The sequence below is a fragment of the Paractinoplanes tereljensis genome, from assembly GCF_016862435.1.
In the GTDB taxonomy this organism is placed as follows: Bacteria; Actinomycetota; Actinomycetes; order Mycobacteriales; family Micromonosporaceae; genus Actinoplanes; species Actinoplanes tereljensis.
Map to the genome: position 1 here is coordinate 390,135 of NZ_BOMY01000034.1, position 18,154 is coordinate 408,288.

Annotated in this window: 19 protein-coding genes; 7 read left to right on the top strand and 12 right to left on the bottom strand. The window is 68.5% G+C overall.

The window, feature by feature from the left end; translation table 11 throughout:
* Positions 1-63: 63 nt before the first annotated feature.
* Positions 64-591, top strand: a complete 528-nt coding sequence (locus Ate02nite_RS26870; protein ID WP_203810291.1) for a Uma2 family endonuclease — start codon at positions 64-66, stop codon at positions 589-591.
* A gap of 104 nt (positions 592-695) precedes the next feature.
* Here the strand turns inward: Ate02nite_RS26870 and Ate02nite_RS26875 are convergent, their stop codons facing one another.
* The 8 genes from Ate02nite_RS26875 to Ate02nite_RS26910 all read right to left on the bottom strand — a co-directional run bounded on the left by Ate02nite_RS26875 (position 696) and on the right by Ate02nite_RS26910 (position 8,425).
* Positions 696-1,754: a lysylphosphatidylglycerol synthase transmembrane domain-containing protein gene (locus tag Ate02nite_RS26875; protein WP_239147711.1), complete on the bottom strand. Its 1,059-nt coding sequence runs from the start codon at positions 1,752-1,754 to the stop codon at positions 696-698.
* A 48-nt stretch (positions 1,755-1,802) separates the two neighbouring features.
* Positions 1,803-2,324, bottom strand: a complete 522-nt coding sequence (locus Ate02nite_RS26880) for a hypothetical protein (RefSeq protein ID WP_203810292.1) — start codon at positions 2,322-2,324, stop codon at positions 1,803-1,805.
* 89 nt (positions 2,325-2,413) lie between these two features.
* Positions 2,414-3,568 carry a glycosyl hydrolase gene (locus Ate02nite_RS26885; protein ID WP_203810294.1) on the bottom strand — a complete coding sequence of 385 codons (1,155 nt, stop codon included), beginning with the start codon at positions 3,566-3,568 and terminating at the stop codon, positions 2,414-2,416.
* Between the two features lie 39 nt (positions 3,569-3,607).
* A complete protein-coding gene (locus Ate02nite_RS26890) occupies positions 3,608-4,432 on the bottom strand; it encodes a carbohydrate ABC transporter permease (protein WP_203810296.1) in 825 nt (274 codons plus the stop codon).
* Positions 4,429-5,313 carry a carbohydrate ABC transporter permease gene (locus tag Ate02nite_RS26895; protein ID WP_203810298.1) on the bottom strand — a complete coding sequence of 295 codons (885 nt, stop codon included), beginning with the start codon at positions 5,311-5,313 and terminating at the stop codon, positions 4,429-4,431. Before Ate02nite_RS26895 ends, Ate02nite_RS26890 begins: the two co-directional genes overlap by 4 nt.
* A complete protein-coding gene (ngcE, locus tag Ate02nite_RS26900) occupies positions 5,313-6,731 on the bottom strand; it encodes an N-acetylglucosamine/diacetylchitobiose ABC transporter substrate-binding protein (protein WP_203810300.1) in 1,419 nt (472 codons plus the stop codon). Before ngcE ends, Ate02nite_RS26895 begins: the two co-directional genes overlap by 1 nt.
* 18 nt (positions 6,732-6,749) lie before the next feature.
* On the bottom strand, positions 6,750-7,502 hold the full coding sequence (locus Ate02nite_RS26905; protein ID WP_203810302.1) for a sugar isomerase domain-containing protein: 753 nt from the start codon (positions 7,500-7,502) through the stop codon (positions 6,750-6,752).
* Complete coding sequence (locus Ate02nite_RS26910) at positions 7,499-8,425, bottom strand: MurR/RpiR family transcriptional regulator (protein ID WP_239147712.1); 927 nt, start codon at positions 8,423-8,425, stop codon at positions 7,499-7,501. Before Ate02nite_RS26910 ends, Ate02nite_RS26905 begins: the two co-directional genes overlap by 4 nt.
* 86 nt (positions 8,426-8,511) lie before the next feature.
* Here Ate02nite_RS26910 and Ate02nite_RS26915 point away from each other — a divergent pair, with 86 nt between their 5' ends.
* The 4 genes from Ate02nite_RS26915 to Ate02nite_RS26930 all read left to right on the top strand — a co-directional run bounded on the left by Ate02nite_RS26915 (position 8,512) and on the right by Ate02nite_RS26930 (position 15,466).
* Positions 8,512-9,537, top strand: a complete 1,026-nt coding sequence (locus Ate02nite_RS26915) for an N-acetylglucosamine kinase (protein WP_203810305.1) — start codon at positions 8,512-8,514, stop codon at positions 9,535-9,537.
* A gap of 229 nt (positions 9,538-9,766) precedes the next feature.
* Complete coding sequence (locus tag Ate02nite_RS26920) at positions 9,767-12,751, top strand: carbohydrate binding domain-containing protein (RefSeq protein ID WP_203810307.1); 2,985 nt, start codon at positions 9,767-9,769, stop codon at positions 12,749-12,751.
* A gap of 206 nt (positions 12,752-12,957) precedes the next feature.
* On the top strand, positions 12,958-14,760 hold the full coding sequence (locus tag Ate02nite_RS26925; RefSeq protein WP_203810309.1) for a carbohydrate-binding module family 20 domain-containing protein: 1,803 nt from the start codon (positions 12,958-12,960) through the stop codon (positions 14,758-14,760).
* Positions 14,761-14,860: 100 nt separating this feature from the next.
* Positions 14,861-15,466 carry a class I SAM-dependent methyltransferase gene (locus Ate02nite_RS26930; RefSeq protein ID WP_203810311.1) on the top strand — a complete coding sequence of 202 codons (606 nt, stop codon included), beginning with the start codon at positions 14,861-14,863 and terminating at the stop codon, positions 15,464-15,466.
* 83 nt (positions 15,467-15,549) lie between these two features.
* Here the strand turns inward: Ate02nite_RS26930 and Ate02nite_RS26935 are convergent, their stop codons facing one another.
* Both Ate02nite_RS26935 and Ate02nite_RS26940 read right to left on the bottom strand, forming a co-directional pair.
* Complete coding sequence (locus tag Ate02nite_RS26935) at positions 15,550-16,128, bottom strand: GNAT family N-acetyltransferase (RefSeq protein WP_203810313.1); 579 nt, start codon at positions 16,126-16,128, stop codon at positions 15,550-15,552.
* A gap of 89 nt (positions 16,129-16,217) precedes the next feature.
* Complete coding sequence (locus tag Ate02nite_RS26940) at positions 16,218-16,658, bottom strand: GNAT family N-acetyltransferase (RefSeq protein ID WP_203810315.1); 441 nt, start codon at positions 16,656-16,658, stop codon at positions 16,218-16,220.
* 44 nt (positions 16,659-16,702) lie between these two features.
* Between Ate02nite_RS26940 and Ate02nite_RS26945 the strand changes: the two genes are divergently transcribed.
* Together Ate02nite_RS26945 and Ate02nite_RS26950 are read left to right on the top strand one after the other, a co-directional pair.
* Positions 16,703-16,954: a hypothetical protein gene (locus Ate02nite_RS26945; protein ID WP_203810317.1), complete on the top strand. Its 252-nt coding sequence runs from the start codon at positions 16,703-16,705 to the stop codon at positions 16,952-16,954.
* A 43-nt stretch (positions 16,955-16,997) separates the two neighbouring features.
* Positions 16,998-17,534: a hypothetical protein gene (locus Ate02nite_RS26950; RefSeq protein WP_203810319.1), complete on the top strand. Its 537-nt coding sequence runs from the start codon at positions 16,998-17,000 to the stop codon at positions 17,532-17,534.
* A 7-nt stretch (positions 17,535-17,541) separates the two neighbouring features.
* On the opposite strand, the gene Ate02nite_RS26955 is transcribed toward Ate02nite_RS26950, so the two are convergent.
* Both Ate02nite_RS26955 and Ate02nite_RS26960 read right to left on the bottom strand, forming a co-directional pair.
* Positions 17,542-17,823 carry a hypothetical protein gene (locus tag Ate02nite_RS26955; RefSeq protein WP_203810321.1) on the bottom strand — a complete coding sequence of 94 codons (282 nt, stop codon included), beginning with the start codon at positions 17,821-17,823 and terminating at the stop codon, positions 17,542-17,544.
* Between the two features lie 17 nt (positions 17,824-17,840).
* Positions 17,841-18,083, bottom strand: a complete 243-nt coding sequence (locus Ate02nite_RS26960) for a hypothetical protein (protein ID WP_203810323.1) — start codon at positions 18,081-18,083, stop codon at positions 17,841-17,843.
* Positions 18,084-18,154: the final 71 nt, after the last annotated feature.

Consider the following 18,154-nt stretch of genomic DNA (forward strand, 5'->3'; position numbering starts at 1 on the left):
ACGCTCGCCGGCATGGAAGGCCGATAAAGTGCCGCCATGAACGGGGACGCGGTTGGCAGAAACATGCCGTCGGTCGTATCGCTCGACGATCTGACCGCGATGATGACCGCCGATGAGGTGCACCGCTACGAGATCGGCCCTGAGGGAGCGATGTCCATCGTGCCGCCTCAGGGCTATGCCCATGCGATCGTCGCGACCAGGATCATGGCCTGGCTCGCGGCAGCGGGGGTGCCGGCGGAGCGGATCGCCCAGGCCGTCGGGCTGCGGATTCCGGGGCGCGACGGCGGCGTCGGCGGACGCATTCCAGACCTGGTCGTCTGGAGCAAGGCGCCATCGGACGGCGTCTGGCTGCCGGTCACCGGCGTGCTCCTCGTGCTAGAGATCATCTCGCCGGGCTCCGAGGGCGTTGACACGGTGACCAAGCGCAAGGAGTACGCGGTCGCCGGCATCCCGCAGTACTGGATGGTCGATCAGGATCCGGCCCAGACCGTCACCATGCACCGCCTCGACGGCGACCACTACACCGTGCACGCGACGATGCCGCTCGCCTGGGTCCTCAACACCGATCCGGCCGAGCACGGCCTCAGCTGACCCCTCAGCGCTGACTGACGCGCGGCGAGGCCGGCGTCACGGCTGGATCGGATCTCGACCGGAACAACACGATGGGGCCCCGGCGCCCCGACCGGCCCTCGATGTCAGCGGGTGACGCGGCGCCGAGCCCCGGGGATGCGGGGTGCCGCGCGGGGTCCCCGGCGCAGGAGCAGAGCCGCGATGCCGCCCGCCGGCAGCAGCAACCAGCAGGAGATCAGCCGGTAGATCAGCACGGCCGCGGCGGCGGTCGCGGCGGTGGCGCCGGCTGCGGTCAGGCCCGCCACCAGGGCGGTGTCGACCACGCCGACGCCGCCGGGGGTCAGCGGGACCTGGCGGACGATCTGCACGCCCAGGTAGATGCCGGCCAGGGTGGTGATGCCGACCGGCAGGCCGACCGCGCGGCAGGTGGCGGCCAGGCAGAGCAGGTCGGTCAGCCAGTTCAGGGCGAAGAACAGCAGGCCCGCCACCCAGTCGCGGGCGCGCAGCGAGGCGCCGGCCTGCCAGGCGTCGCGGGCCGAGGCCAGGAGGGTGCGGATCCAGCGGATGACCCGGCCGTTGCGGTGGGTGCCGACCGTGAACGACGGCAGGCGCCGGCCGAACAGGATCGCGAGCGTGGTGAGCCCGGCCAGGGCGGCGACCACGGCGAGGGGGCGCGGGCTGAGCAGCAGGGCCGGGTTGCGGCCGAGGACGGCCAGGCCGCCGGTCACGTAGAGCAGGGTCAGGCCGCCGATCGAGGCCAGACCGGAGACGATCATCGAGGCGGCGGAGAGCTCCTTGCTGACGCCGCCACGCTGGTACTCACGGACCGCGTAGCCGGCCGAGACCGCGGCGCCGGCCGGCATCGAGATGGAGATGGCGGTGCGGGCCAGGGTCACCGCGGCGGCGCGGCGGGCCGAGAGGCGTACGCCCAGGGCGCGCATCAACTGCCGCTGCTGCCAGGCGAACGCGGCCAGCGACAGTGCCTGAAGCACGGCCGCGAGGGTGACCCACCGGTAGTCGGCACCGGTGAGCCCGGAGACGAACGCCCGCGGATCGGGCAGCCGGCCCCACAGGCCCAGCGCCGCCAGCCCCAGACCGGCCGCGATCAGCAGCGGCAGACGCAGCCGCACCCACCACCGGCGCACGGCCGATGAGCGCGGCGGCTGTTGCTGGTCACGGGACACGTGGCGATCCTGGCAAACGAGGTCAAGATTCGGCTACCCCGTGTGACGTCAGTCGCCGGAGTAACCCCAGAAATACAGCTCGGCGGGCCGGCCGTACGCGTCATGAAGGGTCGCGCAGCGGCCTATGCCCCGATATTTAGCCAGGTCGGTGATCTTCTCGACGTGGTCATTGGTCAGTTGCGCGGTGCCGGCGGCCTCCATCGCCTCCTGTTCGGAGAGCGGGACGATGATGCCGTACTCGGGGTTGCCGTGTTCCTTGACCAGCGCCATGTACTCCTCGAAGGTCTCGTAGGAGTACGGCAGCCAGCCGTAGTTGGGCTTGTCGCCGTCGTCGAGCACCCGGTACATGTCGAGGATCGAGTGGGTGCCGGCCAGCCGGACCGTCTCCTCGGCCCACAGCTCGTCCTCGGTCTGCGGGCGGTTCGGGTAGTCGCGGGCCATCTTGCCGTCCTCGCCGGCCACCGCCCACCAGAACTCGCCGCTCTCGAAGACCTGCTGCCGCAACCCCACAAAAGCCGCATACCGGTCGGGCTGGTAGGGAACGTAATAGTCCCACCCGGAAGCGCCCAACGAATCCTCCTCAACGATCTTTTTCTCGCGGCACTGTACCGGGAGAGCGGGCAGGTTCACCCCTCTCCCCCGGCACAGTTATTCGCGGTCTAGCAGCGGCCGAGGTCCTGCCACTGCTGCGTCCAGCCCGGCTCGGATCCCTGGGTCCAGTAACGGGCCTTCCAGAGGTGCTTCCCGTCGCCGGACGGCGGCCCGCTCGGGTCCCCGTACCTGCTCTTCTCGTGCTTGACGAGGTTCCCCCCGGTGTAGACGGCGGAGAACTGCCACTCGGGCGCGTTGGTGCAGTCGGTGGCCGGCGGCGTGGTGGTGGGGGCGGTCGTGGGCGACGTGGTGGGAGTCGAACATCCGCCGGTCGCGTTCACCGTGTCGGTGAAGGCCGTCCCGGAAGATCGATACGCGGCGGCCGCCGAAGAAGCCGCCGACGGCGACAGAACCTGATTCTTGGCGAACAAAAGCCAATCAACCTGCTGGATGTACGTCGAGAGCCCGCCCGTGTGCGCCGCGGTGTCGATGAACCACAGGTTCCAGTTGATGGTCATCGTCTGGCGCGGATAGAACTTGCCGGAGTGGTCGCCGACCTGCACCCCGTCGATGAAATAGATCATGTGCCCGTTGGCGACCTGGACCACCAGGTCGTGCCACCCGTTGAAGCTCTGCCGCTGCTCGGAGTGCACGTTGTCGGCGTACCACGGGTCGTTGCGGTAGGTGTACCAGCTGGTCTGGTAGTTGATCGGCCCGGTCTCGCCCCACCCGCCGTTCGGCAGGTACTCGGAGATGTCCAGCTCGGAGTACGTCGGGTCGAGGTCGCCGTTGAGCGGGCTGATGGTGAAGAAGGTCTCGTTGATGTGATCACCATCGTTACCGAGCACTGGCGCGTCGGTGAACCGGATCCGGCTGGCGTAGGTCCCGTCCAGGAACCGCTTCTGGGTGGAGTAGAGCTCGGCCTGGTTGGTGCCGGCCCCAGTGCCGTCGGTCGACGCGGTCAGCTGCATGACCTGGTCGCCGTTCGAGGACGGAAAGGTGATGCTGTTCGCCGACCAGGTCGCGCCGGGCACGCCCGGCCCGCCGGCGTAGGTGCGCGGCGTCCAGCCGTGCGCGGTGAGGGACGAATCGGACGACGACCCGTAGTGGAAGTCGTCGAAGAGGTAACCGCAGTCGGCGGCCGAGGCGGTTCCGGTGGACAGGGCGACAATGCCCGAAGCCACCAGAACGGGGATCGCCCAAAGAGCCAGTCGACGTTTCATGGGCACACTCCTCCTCATTGAAAAAGGGGATGGGGGGACTTACTTGACCGCGCCGGCGGTCATTCCGGCGCGGATGTGGCGCTGAAACGCGACGTAGGCGACGAGCACCGGCAGCATGGCGATGGTCAGGCCGGCGAACAGTCCGCCCCAGTCGCTGCGATACCCCTGGCTGACCGACAGGGCGGCCAGACCCTGCGCCAGGACGTAGCGGTCCGGGTCGGGATTGAGAACCAGCGGAAGCAGATACTGGTTCCAGAGCCCGAGGAAATTGAAGATGCCCACCGCGACCAGGCCGGGCCGGGCGAGCGGCAGCATGACGCGGAAGAACACCCCGGCGTGCGAGCACCCGTCGAGAAAGGCCGCCTCGGCGAGCTCGCTCGGCAGGGTCCGGAAAAAGGCATGCAAGAAGAAGACCGTGAAGGGTACGGCGTAAGCCGCGTAAACCAGGATCAGGCCGGGATAGGTGCCGAGCAGCCCGAGTTGCTGCACCACGAAGAACAGCGGCACCAGGGCGAGGAACACCGGGAAGAACATCGCCGCGACGAACGTGTAATAGAGCAGCCGGTTGCCGCGGAACTGATAGCGGGCCAGGGCGTAGGCGACGAGCGCCCCGAGCAGCATGGTGAGCAGCAGCGCCCCGCCCACCACGATCAGGCTGTTCAGGAAATACCGCCCGATGTTCGCCTCCGACCAGGCGCGCGCCCAGTTGTCGAAACGTGGCGTCGACGGCAGCGACCACGGTTCGTTGAGGATCTCGTCGTCCGACTTGACCGAGGAGACGACCGCCCACAGCAGCGGAAGCGACGTCACCACGGCCCAGCAGAGCATCGCGATCTGCGGAAGCGGATTGAGCCGGCGGGTCATGCCAGTTCCAGCCGGTCTTTGCGCCCCGCGCGGAGAGCCAGAATGGCGAGGGTCAGGGTCGCGAAGAACAGCGCCACACCCATCGCCGAGGCATAGCCGAACTTCCCGTAGGTGAAGGCGTTCCGGTACAGCGACAGGCCGATCACCTCGGTCGCGCCGTCCGGCCCGCCCGGCCCGACGGTCATCACCTGCACGACCGCGAAACCGTCCAGGGCCGCGATCCCGAGATAGACGAAGGCGACCTGCACGGATTCCCGGACGAGCGGGATGGTGATCCGCCGGAACGTGGTCCACGATCCGGCCCCGTCGATCAGCGCGGCCTCGTACAGCTCGGCCGGAATGGCGTCGATGGCGGCCCGGAACAGCACCACGTAGAACCCGACCGACGACCAGATCAGCACCGCCATCACCGCGGCCAGCGCGAACGCCGGATCGGCCAGCCAGCTTTTCGTCAAGCCGCCCAGCCCGACCGCCCGCAGCCCGGAATTGAGAAGCCCGGTGTTCGGGTTGTAGACGAACCCCCACAGCACCGCGATGACCACCAGCGACAACAACTGCGGAAAGAAGTAGACGATCTGGTAGCCGGCCGAGCCGCGCCGGGTGCGCAGCAGCGACGCCAGGCCGAGGCCGAGCGCGATGGTGGCGATCGGCACGACGAGGAGCATCACCGCGTTGTTGCGGACCGCGTCGAGAAACAGCGAGTCGCCGCCGAGGCGGGCGTAGTTGCCCGCCCCGACGAAACGCGCCTCGCCCGCCACCCCGGTCCAATCGGTCAGGGACAGATAAAAGGCCTGGGCGTACGGCGAGAGAACGAAAACGACGTGCAGGACCAGCGCCGGCACCAGCGCGCCGAGCAGGAACCGCCACCGGCCGTGCCGCATCAGCGCGTGTATTTCTGCACGGTGGAGTCCTTGGCGAGGGCGTCGGCCGCCTTCTGGATACGGGTGGCCCAGTCGGCCGGTGAGAGGCGCTTGTTGACCAGTTCCCCGGTGGCGTCGTCGACGGCTTTGGCGAGCGGCGCGTACCACGTACGGAATCGGTAGGTGAAGGTGCCGGAACCGGCCGCGGTGACCGCGTCGCGCACCGAGCCCAGGCCGCTGGAAAGGGTGAGGCCGTCGGTGGCCCCGGCCACCGCGGGCAGCGTGGAATTGGCCTCGGCGAAGGCCTTGGCCGACGCCTTGGCGAAGAGGATCCGCAGGTATTCCTGGCCGCCGGCCGGGTTCTTGGCCTTGGCCGGCACCAGGAACGATTCGCTGGACGCGGCCTGCACCGCGGCGACCGGCAGCTTGTCGCCGGCCGAGCCCGGGACGGCACCCATCACCATGTCGAAACCGGCCGGGGCGATGCCTTTCTGCTCGCTTTCCAGCCACGATCCGCACGGGATGAACGCGGCCTTCTTCTGGCACCAGGCGGCCTGCGCCTCGGTGTGCGACAGCGCCTCCGAGCCGCTCATCAGATAGCCCTTGCCGGCCAGTTCGGCGAAAGCGGTGGCCGCCTGCACGAGGCCGTCCTGTTTCCAGGCGTTCGGCTGCAGGTTGTCGACCGCCTTGACCAGGTCGAGCCCGCCGGTCTTGGCGGCCATGCCGAGCAGCGGATCGTTTATGTACTCCGGGTATTTCCCCTGATAGGTCCAGGGCGCGACGCCGCTCTTCTTGATGGTCGCGCAGAGCGCGAGCATGTCGGTCCAGGTGGCCGGATAGGCCCAGCCCTTCTCCGCGAAGAACGACTTCGAAAACCAGAGACCCCAGACGGCGTACGTGAAATTCAGCGCGACAGTGGTTCCGGCGAAGGTGCCGTCCTCGACGACGCCGGGCAGCAGCGTGTCCCGTACCTTCTTACCGGGTTCGTCGAAGGCCGGCGCGTCCAGGAGCTCGGCGAGATCGGACACCTGATTCGCGGCGACCAGGGTGGCGATGTCGAGGCGGCCGGCGCCGGTGTTGTCGACGACGTCGGGCGGATTCCCGGCGACGAATCGGGGCTGGATCGCCTCGCCGACCTTCTGCAGACCCTTGTGGTCGACCTTGGCCTGCGGATATTTCGAGGTGTACTGGGACTCGGCTTTTACGGCGTACTCATCGCCGTACCCTCCCTTGAAAACGACCACCTCGAGCGGTGCGTCGGCCTTGACCCCCAGGGGGTTGTCGGCGGTTTTCGCGCCGGTCGCGACGGCTTCGCCGTCGTCCTTCTTTCCTCCCGTGACGCAGGCCGAGAGAAGGGGTGCGGCGACCGCGGCCGTCGCCGCCGTCTTAAGGAGGCTTCTTCGGGTGGGGTACGGTCTGAGCTGGGATTCGGGGTTCATTGGCGTGGGCCTTCTTCCCTATGCGGTACGCCGGATGCGCCCGGCGTACCGCGCTTCTATTTGCGCGTTGTGTTCCTTACCGCCGGGCACGTTGTCCGACAGGTAGACCGGCGGCGTAATGCCCGCCGCGAGGAGGTTGGCGACCACCTCGGTGACGATCTGCTGGGCGAGTAATGCGGCCGTGATCGAGGAGACGGCTCCTACGGCCCCTCCGCCGGGAAGCGGGAGGGTGGCGTCGCCGTAGGGGGCGCCGTTGTCGAGCGCGACGTCGGCGATATCGCCGAGCTTGCGGCCGCTGGGGTGGCGGGAATCGACGCCGGCCGAGTGCTGCGCCGAGGTGATGGCGACCAGGGTGTGGCCGCGTTCCTTGACGAGTAGCGCCATTTCGACGACGGCACCGTTGATGCCGGAGTTGGAGGCGATGACGAACGCGTCGTCGGGTTTGATCGGGGCCAGTTCGTAGAGGCGGTGGGCGATCTCGGTCTTTCTCTCGATGGCCGGATCGGCGAGGTCCTCCATTTCCGAGCCGCCGTAGAGGACGATGTCGCGCAGGGCGATCCGGTTCGTGGGGACCAGACCACCGGCCCGGCCGGCAATCTCCATCGCGAGAGCCTCGGAGTGCCCGCAGCCGAAGGCCTGGATCACTCCCCCGTTCCGTACGCTCGCGGTCAGGATTTTTGCGGCTTTGTTTTTTTCGTCCTGCTGGCCGGTGCCGACTCTTTTGACGATGGCCTCGAGCTGTCTCAGGTATTCGCTGCTGGTGACACTCACGCTGGTCCTTTCGGGCGGCCGCGCTTGCGGGACGGGATCTTCTCGGGCAGTCGGTGGGCGTCGACGGCGCGGACGGTGAGTTCGAGGGCCTCGGCGGTGCGCTCGTAGGTGCGCTGGGCGACCGCCACGTAGATCAGGTCGAGCACCAGCAGCTGCGAGTGCAGCGCGGAGAGCGCGGCCAGCCGGAACGTGGTCTCCTGCACGCTGGTGGTGAACACGACGTCGGCGACCTCGGCCAGCGGTGACCGACCGAAACTGGTCACCGCGACGGTGAGCGCGCCGTGGTCGGCCGCCTCGGCGAGGGTCTCGATGACCTCGCGGGTGCGGCCGGAGTGCGACAGTCCGATCGCGACGTCGCCGGGCAGCAGCAGGGCGGCATTGGTGAGCGCGGTGTGCGAGTCGGTGCGGTGCCAGACCGGAACCCGGATGCGCTCGAGCCGGAACGCCATCTCCCGGGCGGCGGTGCCGCTGGACCCGAGCCCGAAGATCTCCACCCGTTGCGCCGCCGCGATGGTGGCGGCGACCCGCTCGACGGCCGAGACGTCGAGGCCGGCCGCCGTGCCCTGGATGGCCCGGGTGTCGGCCGCGGTGACCACGTCGAGCACCGCGGCGAGCGGGTCGTCCGGGGCGATGTCCCCGCTGATGTCGGTCTCCCAGCGGGCCTGCTCGGCCCGCCCGGTCTCGGTGGCGATGGCGACCCGCAGGTTGGCGTAGCCCTTGAAACCGAGGGTGCGGCTGAACCGGGTGACGGTGGCGGTGCTGGTCCCGGACCGCTCGGCCAGGTCGACGATGCTGGCGTGGGCCGCGGTCTCCGGGTCGGCCAGGATCGTCTCGGCGATCCGGGCCAGAGCCTCCGGCATCTGCGTCCCCTCGATGCGCAGCCGCCCGAGCAGCCCGCCACTCTCACCCGTCACGTCGGTCATCCTTTTCATCGATTGCCGTTGCCGATGAAAATTACGACCACTCTGGACGCTAGTCAATAACTGTTAGCTATGTTTCGATCTGGCTCATGGATCTCGTCGTGGGGGTGGACGCCGGCGGCACCGCGTCGCGAGCCGTGGTGGCCACCGTCGATGGCTCGGTGGTCGGCCGGGGCGTCGCCGGGCCCGGAAACCCGCTGTCCGGCGGGGTTTCCGCAGCCTCGGCCGTGGGCGCCGCTCTCGTGGATGCGCTGTCCGGATGTGATCCGTCGCTGGTGGCCGGCGGGGTGCTCGGCCTGGCCGGCACCAGCGCTGTTGCCGATCCGGTGATCGCCGGCGCCTTCGACGCGATGTGGCGCTCACTCGGTCTAAACTGCCCGATGCGCATCGTCGGCGACGTGGTCACCGCCTTCGCGGCCGGCACACCGGCCCCGTCCGGGGCCGTGCTGATCGCCGGCACCGGCGCGGTGGCCGCCCGAATCGTCGACCACGCGGTCGTAGCGGTCGCCGACGGCTTCGGCTGGCTGCTGGGCGACGAGGGCTCGGGTCGTTGGATGGGCTTGCAAGCCTTGCGGTCCGCTGTCCGCGATTGGCCATCCACATTGGCCCTTTTGGTCGCCGCGCACGCCCGGGTCACTTCGGCCGATGCGCTGATCCGCTGGGCGCAAGCCTTGCCGTTCGCCGCTATCGACGACCTCGCCCCGGTCGTCTGCAACGCCGCTCGCAACGGTGACGCGTCCGCCGGTTTGATCGTTTCTGAGGCGGCCACCCGGCTGCTCGCGACGCTCGATCAGGTCGTCGCGGCCGCGCCCACCGGCCCGCCCTCGCCCGTGTCCGCCCGGCCCTCGCCCGCCCTGGCTTCACCCGCGTCTGCCCCCGCTTTGACCAGGCCGTCCTTGCCGGCGTCCGCTCCAACTCCGACCAGACCGGTTGTCCTCGCCGGTGGCCTGCTGGCGGGCGACACCCCGGTGCGCGAGGCCGTCGCGGAGACCCTGCGGAAACGTGGCACCACGGTCGGGACGAGCCGGGATCCGGCCGCGGCGGCGGCCTGGCTGGCGGCCCGCCCGCTGAGCGGATCCGGCGCTCCGGCCCTGCACGCCGCCCTGCTCGGCTGAGCCGCGACATCCGCTGTTATCGCATTGACACCTTTCTAAGCATCCTCTTGCAACCTTGACGAAAACTCTTCCAATCCATGCAAGCGATTGCTACGGTCCTCGTCAATATGAACGCGGGATTACGCCCGTGTCACCGGCTCCGACGCGTGGTGGCACGGGCCTCGCGTTCTTCGGCCCCCGCGTCAATCCTTCGATCGAGACGCCCCCTGAGGTCGTTGGAGGAGTCCCCGTGTCCAGAAAACGCCCCTGGTGGCTCGTCGCCCTTGTCGCGACGCTGACCGCCATCCCCCTGTTGGTCGCCCCGGCCTTTGCCGCCACGACCAACACCGTGAAGGTCTTCTACAAGCCGGCCTCGGCCTGGAGCACCGTCAACATCCACTACGCGCCCACCGGTGGATCGTGGACGACCGTGCCGGGTGTGGCCATGAGCGCTGCATCATGCACCGGCTGGTACACGAAGGACATCGACCTCGGCACCGCTACCGGGATGCAGACCACGTTCAACAACGGGTCCGGCACCTGGGACAACAACTCGGGGCGCAACTACAGCGTCGGGACCGGGATCGTCACGATCACCGGTGGCGTGGTCACCGCGACCGACCCCTGCTCCGGCACGGTCGTCGACCCGCCGGCCGGGGACAACACGGCCACGATCTTTTACCAGCCGGCGTCGTCCTGGGCCACCACCTACCTGCACTACGCGCCGACCGGGGAAGCCTGGACCACCGTGCCGGGTGTCGCCATGAACGAGACGGCCTGCACGGGGTGGGTCAAGAAGACGGTGGAGCTGGCTGCGGCTACTACGCTCGCGGCCACCTTCAACAACGGGTCCGGGACCTGGGACAACAACTCCGGGCGTAACTACAGCCTGACCGCCGGCACCTCGAAGGTCGCCGGCGGCGTGGTCACCGCCGATGCCACCGACCCGTGCACCGCGGTGCCGGCCGACACCACCGCGCCGACGGCGCCCAGCGGGCTGACCGCCACCGTCGACCACGTCACCGTGTCGCTCGGGTGGACCGCGTCGACCGACGACCGCGGGGTCACCGGTTACCAGATCACCCGCAATGGCTCGACCATTCTGACCAGTGGATACGCCTCGTACATCGACGGCTCGCTGGCCGCGAAAACGGCGTACAGCTATGTGGTCCGGGCTGTTGACGCGGCCGGGAATCTCTCCGCGCCCACCGCGACCGTCTCCGTCACCACCGGGGACGCGCCGCCGCAGGCGGCCGGCGGCAGCATGCTCGGCGGCGATCCGCGTAAGGAGACCATCTACTTCGCGATGACCGCGCGGTTCTACGACGGCGACACCTCGAACGACCGGGGTGGCAGCCAGGACATCAACTCGGGCAACGCGGCCAACCACGACCCGATGTTCCGCGGCGACTTCAAAGGGCTGATCGACAAGCTCGACTACATCAAGGGGCTCGGTTTCTCGGCCCTATGGATCACGCCGGTGGTGCTGAACCGGTCGGACTACGACTACCACGGTTACCACGGGTGGGACTTCTACCGGGTGGACACGCGGATCGAGTCGCCCGGCTCCACGTACCAGGACCTGATCGACAAGGCGCACGCCAAGGGCCTGAAGATCTTCCAGGACGTGGTCTACAACCACAGCTCACGGTGGGGTGCGAACGGGCTGTTCGTACCCAAGGTCTGGGGTGCCAAGGACGGCTCCTGGGACTGGATGTACTCCACCAAGGTCGACGGCGAGTCCTATGACCCGCTCAACGAGTTCCACGGCACCGACCCGACGCTGACCGCCGCGCAGAACCAGATGAAGCAGGGCCGCGCCTACAACGGTGACCTGTGGAGCACCACGGAACCGGCCGGCAACACCTGCCGGAACTGGGGCACGTTGACCGGGCAGTACAACCCGCAGGGGTACGCGATCCACAACTGCCAGTGGCCGTCGCCGACCTCCGGGATGTTCCCGTCGACGCTGTATCACCAGTGCTGGATCGGTAACTGGGAGGGTGAGGACGCGCGGTCCTGCTGGCTGCACGAGGACCTCGCCGACTTCAACACCGAGAACCCGGTGGTCCAGAAATACCTGATCGACGCGTACAACAAGTACATCGACATGGGTGTCGACGGGTTCCGGATCGACACCGCCGTACACATTCCGCGGGTCACCTGGAACCGGCGCTTCCTGCCGGCCCTGCAGAACCACCTCGTCCAGAAATACGGCGCGACGAAGGCCAATGACTTCTTCGTCTTCGGTGAGGTCGCCGCGTTCGTCAACGACAAGTGGAACCGCGGTTCGGTCAACCACTCGGCGCAGTTCTACACCTGGAAAGAACGCAAGACCTACGTCGACGACGACGTCCAGGCCGCGCTGGATCAATTCAACTACGAGAACAATCTGGGTACGGCCGGTCAGCCGACCAGCACCAACGCGTTCCTGAGCGGCAACACGTACCACGCCCCGGACCGCAGTCAGTTCTCCGGCATGAACATCATCGACATGCGCATGCACATGAACTTCTCCGACGCGTCCAACGCCTTCTACAACGGCAAGGACTCGGACGACTCGGTGAACGACGCGACCTACAACGTCGTGTACGTGGATTCGCACGATTACGGGCCGAACAAGTCGTCGTTCCGGTATTCCGGCGGCACCGACGCGTGGGCCGAGAACATGGCGCTGATGTGGACGTTCCGCGGGGTGCCCACCCTCTATTACGGCTCGGAAATTGAGTTCCAGGCCGGTAAGCAGATCGACTGCGGGGCGTCCTGCCCGCTGGCCACCACCGGCCGTGCCTACTACGGCGACAAGGTCGAGGGCACGGTGACCGCGTCCGATTACGGCGTGGTGTCCAGCGCCAGCGGGGCGGTCGCCACCACGCTGGCTCAGCCGCTGGTCAAGCACCTGCAGCGGCTCAACCAGATCCGCCGGGCCGTGCCGGCGCTGCAGATGGGGCAGTACTCCACGGAGGGCGTCAGCGGGAACATCGCCTACAAGCGGCGCTACACGTCCGGGTCGGTGGACAGTTTCGCGCTGGTCACCGTGTCCAGTAGTGCCACCTTCACCGGGATTCCGAACGGCACGTACACCGATGCCGTATCCGGGGACGTCAAGACCGTCACCAACGGGACGTTGACCGCTTCGGTCAGTGCCAAGGGCAACATGCGGGTGTACGTGCTCGCACTGTCCGGGAACCCGGCGCCTGGAAAGGTGGGCACCGATGGGCCGTACCTTCGCTGAGCTCCCACCCGTACGCCCGGCTCCTCGACCTTTGCCCTTGACCTTTGTTCTTCCGAAGCCCGCCACCTATCGTCCCTTCTCCCCCGTCGCAGGTCTGGCGGCGTCCGCGCCGCCGGCCTCGCGCCTGTCCCGGCCGTTCGCCGGCCCCCGTCTCCCCCTTCCGGTTCCCCTATCTGTCCCCGTTCCGGTCCCCATGGAGGTGTCCGATGACTCGAACCACCCGGCGCTGGGTGATACCTGGCGTGATGCTGTTGATGCTGGCGACAGCGCTGGTCGCGATCGGGCGGCCGCATAACGCCGACGCGAAGGCCGACGCCAACCCGGGCGCCCGAGACGTCATCGTACACCTGTTCGAATGGCCGTGGGCCTCGATCGCGTCGGAGTGCACCAATGTGCTCGGGCCGAAGGGGTTCGGCGGGGTGCAGGTGTCGCCGCCGCAGGAACACGTGGTGTTGCCGTCCTCCGGTTACCCGTGGTGGCAGGACTACCAGCCGGTCAGCTATCAGCTGGTCTCCCGGCGCGGCGACCGGGCGGCCTTCGCGTCGATGGTCTCCACCTGCCACGCCGCCGGGGTGAAGATCTACGTCGACGCGGTCATCAACCACATGGCCGGCGGGGCGTCGAACGGCACCGGCACCGCCGGGAACACCTACAGTCACTACTCGTATCCCGCGGTCGCGTACGGCAACAACGACTTCCATCACTGCGGCAAGAACGGCAACGACGACATCGTCAACTGGGCCGACCGGTGGGAGGTGCAGAACTGCGAGCTGGTCGACCTGTCCGACCTGGCCACCGAGTCGTCCTACGTGCGCGGCAAGATCGTCGGGTTCCTCAACGACCTGATCTCGCTGGGGGTCGACGGCTTCCGGGTCGACGCGGCCAAGCACATCCCGGCGTCGGACCTCTCCGCGATCTACGGCGCGCTCAGCGGCACGCCGTACATCTACCAGGAGACGATCGAGGGCGGCTCGGGTGAGGTCAGCCCGACCGAGTACACCGGCCTCGGCGACGTGACCGAGTTCCGCTACGGCGACGTGGTCGGCAACGCCTTCAAGGACGGGAACCTGTCCGGGCTGTCGTCGGTGTCGAGCCAGATGCTTGTCGCCTCCGGCGACGGGGTCGCTTTCATCGACAACCACGACACCCAGCGCAACGGCCGGGCCAAGCTGACCTACAAGGACGGTGTCTCCTATGCACTGGCCGAGGCCTTCATGCTGGCCTACCCGTACGGCACCCCTGCGGTGATGTCGTCGTTCACGTTCTCGAACGCCGACGCCGGCCCGCCGACCGCCGCCAACGGAACGACGAGCGCGGTCAACTGCTCGTCCGGCTGGGCCTGCGAGCACCGCTGGCGCACGACGGCCAACATGGTCGCCTTCCACAACGCCGCCGCCGGGACGTCGCTGACGAACTGGTGGTCCAACGGCGGAAACCAGGCGGCCTTCGGCCGGGGTGCGGCGGCCTACGCGGTGTTCAACCGGGGCGCTTCGCTGAACCGTACGTTCCAGACGTCCCTGCCGGCCGGCACCTACTGCGACGTCGCGAACGGCGACTTCGCGGGCGGCGCCTGCTCGGGCACCACCTACACGGTGAGCTCGTCGGGGACCTTCACCGCGACGGTGGCCGCGAACAGCCTGCTGGCGCTGCACATCAACGCCCGCACGTCGGGCTCGGTGCCGACCTCCGGCGCGACCACCACGCCGGGCGCGTGCACCACGGTAGCGACGTCGTTCGGCGTGAACGCGACCACGGTGTGGGGCGAGAACGTCTACGTGCTGGGCAACCAGGCCGCCCTCGGTAACTGGAACACCGCCGGCGGCGTGGCGCTGTCGTCGGCCTCGTACCCGGTCTGGACCGGCACGGTGAGCCTGCCGCCGAACACCACAATCGAATACAAGTACGTCAAGAAGAACGGCTCCGCGGTGACCTGGGAGTCGGGCACGAACCGCACGCTCACGACGGGTTCGTCGTGCACCACCGCGGTGAGCGACACCTGGCGCTCGTAGCGCCTTGCGTCTGGGCGTCCATGTTGACTCGTATTGATTGCGTCAACATGGACGCCCGCGCCTGTACATGTTGACTGTCAACATGTTCTACAGTCGCGCGGTGACGTTGGAGCGGGTGCGGGACGCGTATTCATCGGCGGCGGACCTCTACATCGGGCTGTACGAGGACGGCTGGCGGGGCGCACATCCCGACGACCTGGCCATCATCGGCGAGCATCTGTCAGGGCGGTCCGGTCCGGTGCTCGACGTCGGGTGCGGTCCCGGCCACTACACCGACTATCTCAGGTCGCTCGGCGCCGACGCGAGCGGGCTCGACATGGTCCCGAAGTTCATCGCGCACGCCCAGGCGAACCACCCCGACCTTTCGTTCCGGCTCGGCTCGATGGACGACCTAGGCGTTCCCGACCACTCGGTCACCGGCATCCTGGCCTGGTATTCACTGATCCACCGGCCACCCGCCGAACTCCCGGGCGTGCTGGCCGAGTTCCGCCGGGCCCTCACGCCGGGCGGGGCCCTGGTGGTCGGCTTCTTCGACGGGGACGAGGTCGAGCCGTTCGACCACCGGGTCGTCACCGCCTACCGCTGGCCGGCCGACGAGATGTCGAAGCAACTGGCGGCGGCGGGTTTCACCGAGGCCCAGCGAGCCCAGCGGGACACCGACCGACCCGACCGCAAGCTGGCCGCGATCGCAGCCACCGCCAACTGAAACCGGTCGCCGCGACCGCGGCGACCGCCGGCTGACACGGCCCGGGGCGGCCGGCTACGCCGAGTCCGGCGGCGGCAAAGCGATCAGGCTGGCGACGGCTCGAGGTCCGGCCGGATCAGGCTGTAGACGGCCAGGTCGAGGCGGCCGCCGTCGCGAGCGGGGAAGACGCTGCGCTGCACGCCCTCGAAGTGGAAACCGGCCGCGTCGGCCACCCGGCGCGACGCTATGTTGTCGACGGCGGCCCGAAGGCTGATCCGTTCGAAGGCGACGTCTCGCAACGCCCACTCAGCGACCGCCCGAGCCGCCTCTCCGGCGTAACCGTTCCCCCGGGCCCACGGGGCCGTCCAGTAGTGGACCTCGGCGATCCGGATCGACCAATTGACGCCGAACAGAGCCACGTGTCCAAGCAGCCGGCCGCCGTCGCGGGGCTCGATGGCCAGTTCCACTCCCAGGCCGTCCTGGCGTCGCTTCTCGGCGCCGGTGCACCATCCGGCCGCCGTTTCCAGATCGGCACCCGCGAACAAATAGCCGACCGACGCGGTACGGCCGAACAACTCGTCCTGCCACGCCTCGTGAACGTCCGCCGCGTCCCGTGCGCCGAACGCACGCAGGCGCAGTCGCGTGGTCACGATATCGGTCCGCGGGAACACCTCATCCGGCATGGAACGAACCTACGTGATCGACACCTCCGCGGGTGCCCGCCGGCCTTCGCATGCGTCCGGCAAGGGTTGCCGGCGACGGGCGACGATCCTCAGTTGGTCAGGGGGATGACGTACTGGATGAATCCGCGGTTCTCGGCGACCTTGTCGTAGAGATTACGGGCGACATGGTTGTCGTGCTGGGTGTGCCAGTACAGGCGGGCACAGCCGCGGGCGGTGGCCCACTCCTCGATCGCCTTGATGAGGACACGAGCGACACCCTGGCCGCGAGCCACGGGGTCGGTATAGAGGTCCTGCAGGTAGCACACATCGGCGGACGTCGTGCTGGCATGCGTGAGATAGTGCGCGATCCCGACGACCCGTCCGTCCGATGTGGCCGCGAGGCCGTGCAGGACGATGTCCTTCTGTATCTCCTGCCATGCCCGCGTCGCGTCCGCCTGTTCCAGGACCCGGCCGTAGAAGGCGTTGTATCCGCGGAACAACGACTCCCAGGCCGGCCGGTCGCCGGGAGTGAGAGGACCGACGGTGATCATGTTTCCTCCGGCTGGGAACGTAGCCATTCGACAACCTCGCCCGCGTGTCGCTCCGGCTCCGGGATCGGGTGGAAGACATGCTCGACCGCGCCGCCGGCGATGACCATGGTCAGGCGTCGGTACAGGGCAGTGCCGTCGGCGTCGAACGTCGGGAGCTTCAGCACGTCCCGCAGGATAAGGCTCGGGTCGGCGAGGATCGCGAACGGCAGGCGGAGCCGATCGGCCAGGAGCATCGAGGCCGCAGGCTGGGCACCTGGCTGATCGACAGCATCGTCGAGGACTTGTCCGCCTACTGATCGACGGGCCCGACCGCGCGGGTGCCCGTGGGATCATGGGCCGATGTCCGCCCACCTCCGGCTGTTCCTGGTGACAGTAATTGCCGGTGCCGCCGTGGCCGGGTGCTCGTCGGGCGGCGCCGGAAAGGACCCGGCAGTCGCGCGGGCCACCGCCACGCCGGACGCCTCGACCGAAGCTGGGCGGGACATCGAATGCACCCAGCGGGAGGCGCATGTGCTGACCACCTTCGCGCCCGCCGCGAACGATCTGGTGGTCGGCTCGATCAGCTGGCCAGGTCTACTCGGCTGGGCGAGCACCGATCCGGCCGCCCCGGACGGGAACCACAAGATCGGGGCGGTGGTCAAGGCGGGGAAGGTGGTCACGGTGTCCGTCGCGGACGGTACGGCCGGCCTCAGCTACGGACAGGGGTGGGGCTACTCGCCGGCACCGGCGGTGACGTTTCACGCCTGCGCCGATGCGGACACCGCCTTCATCGGCGGCTTCCACGTCCCCGAACGCCGCTGCGTGCCGCTGGTCATCACGGAGGATGGGATGCCACCGGCCCGAATCACGGTGTCGTTCTTCGCCGGCGCCTGCTGACCGGTTGTCAGCCGACGGGGCTGCCGGTCACGGGAGTGGCGCCGTACAGGGCGGCGACCCTGACCATGCCCGCCCAGCCGCCGTCGTAGCCGAGCAGCACCCGGGTGGCCGGGTCGGGGCCGTCGCCGTCCGAGCGCTGCACGATGTCGCGGAGCTTTGCCGCCTCCGTGGCGTCCAGGGAGACGCCGTGGTCGGTGCCGGTGGCCTGGACGGTGCCGAGCGAACCGTTCAGCACCACGCACAACCCGGTGCCGTCCACCTCGACGTAGTAGCTGTCGGCGTCGCACATCCCGATGAACCGGCCGATCACCCGGGCCGGTCGGCGGCCGGCACCACCGTGGTGATCGCGTCGTCCACGGTGTAGACCTCCACCGTGTGCAGACCCTCGGGAAGGGGTTCGTTGCCGGCGTGGGTCAGCACATAGGCACCGGCCGAGGCGATAGCCATGGCGACCGCGCCCAGGCTGAACAGCCAGCGCCGGCGGCGGCGATGCCGGCCACGTGCGTCGGGAGTCGTGCTCGGACGATCCATCGCGATGCTCGAAGTCATGGGCATCAACCTATGAATGGGCCACCCCCGACGGCGTGAGTCGGCGTACTCAAACCCGATTGGGTAGAAGC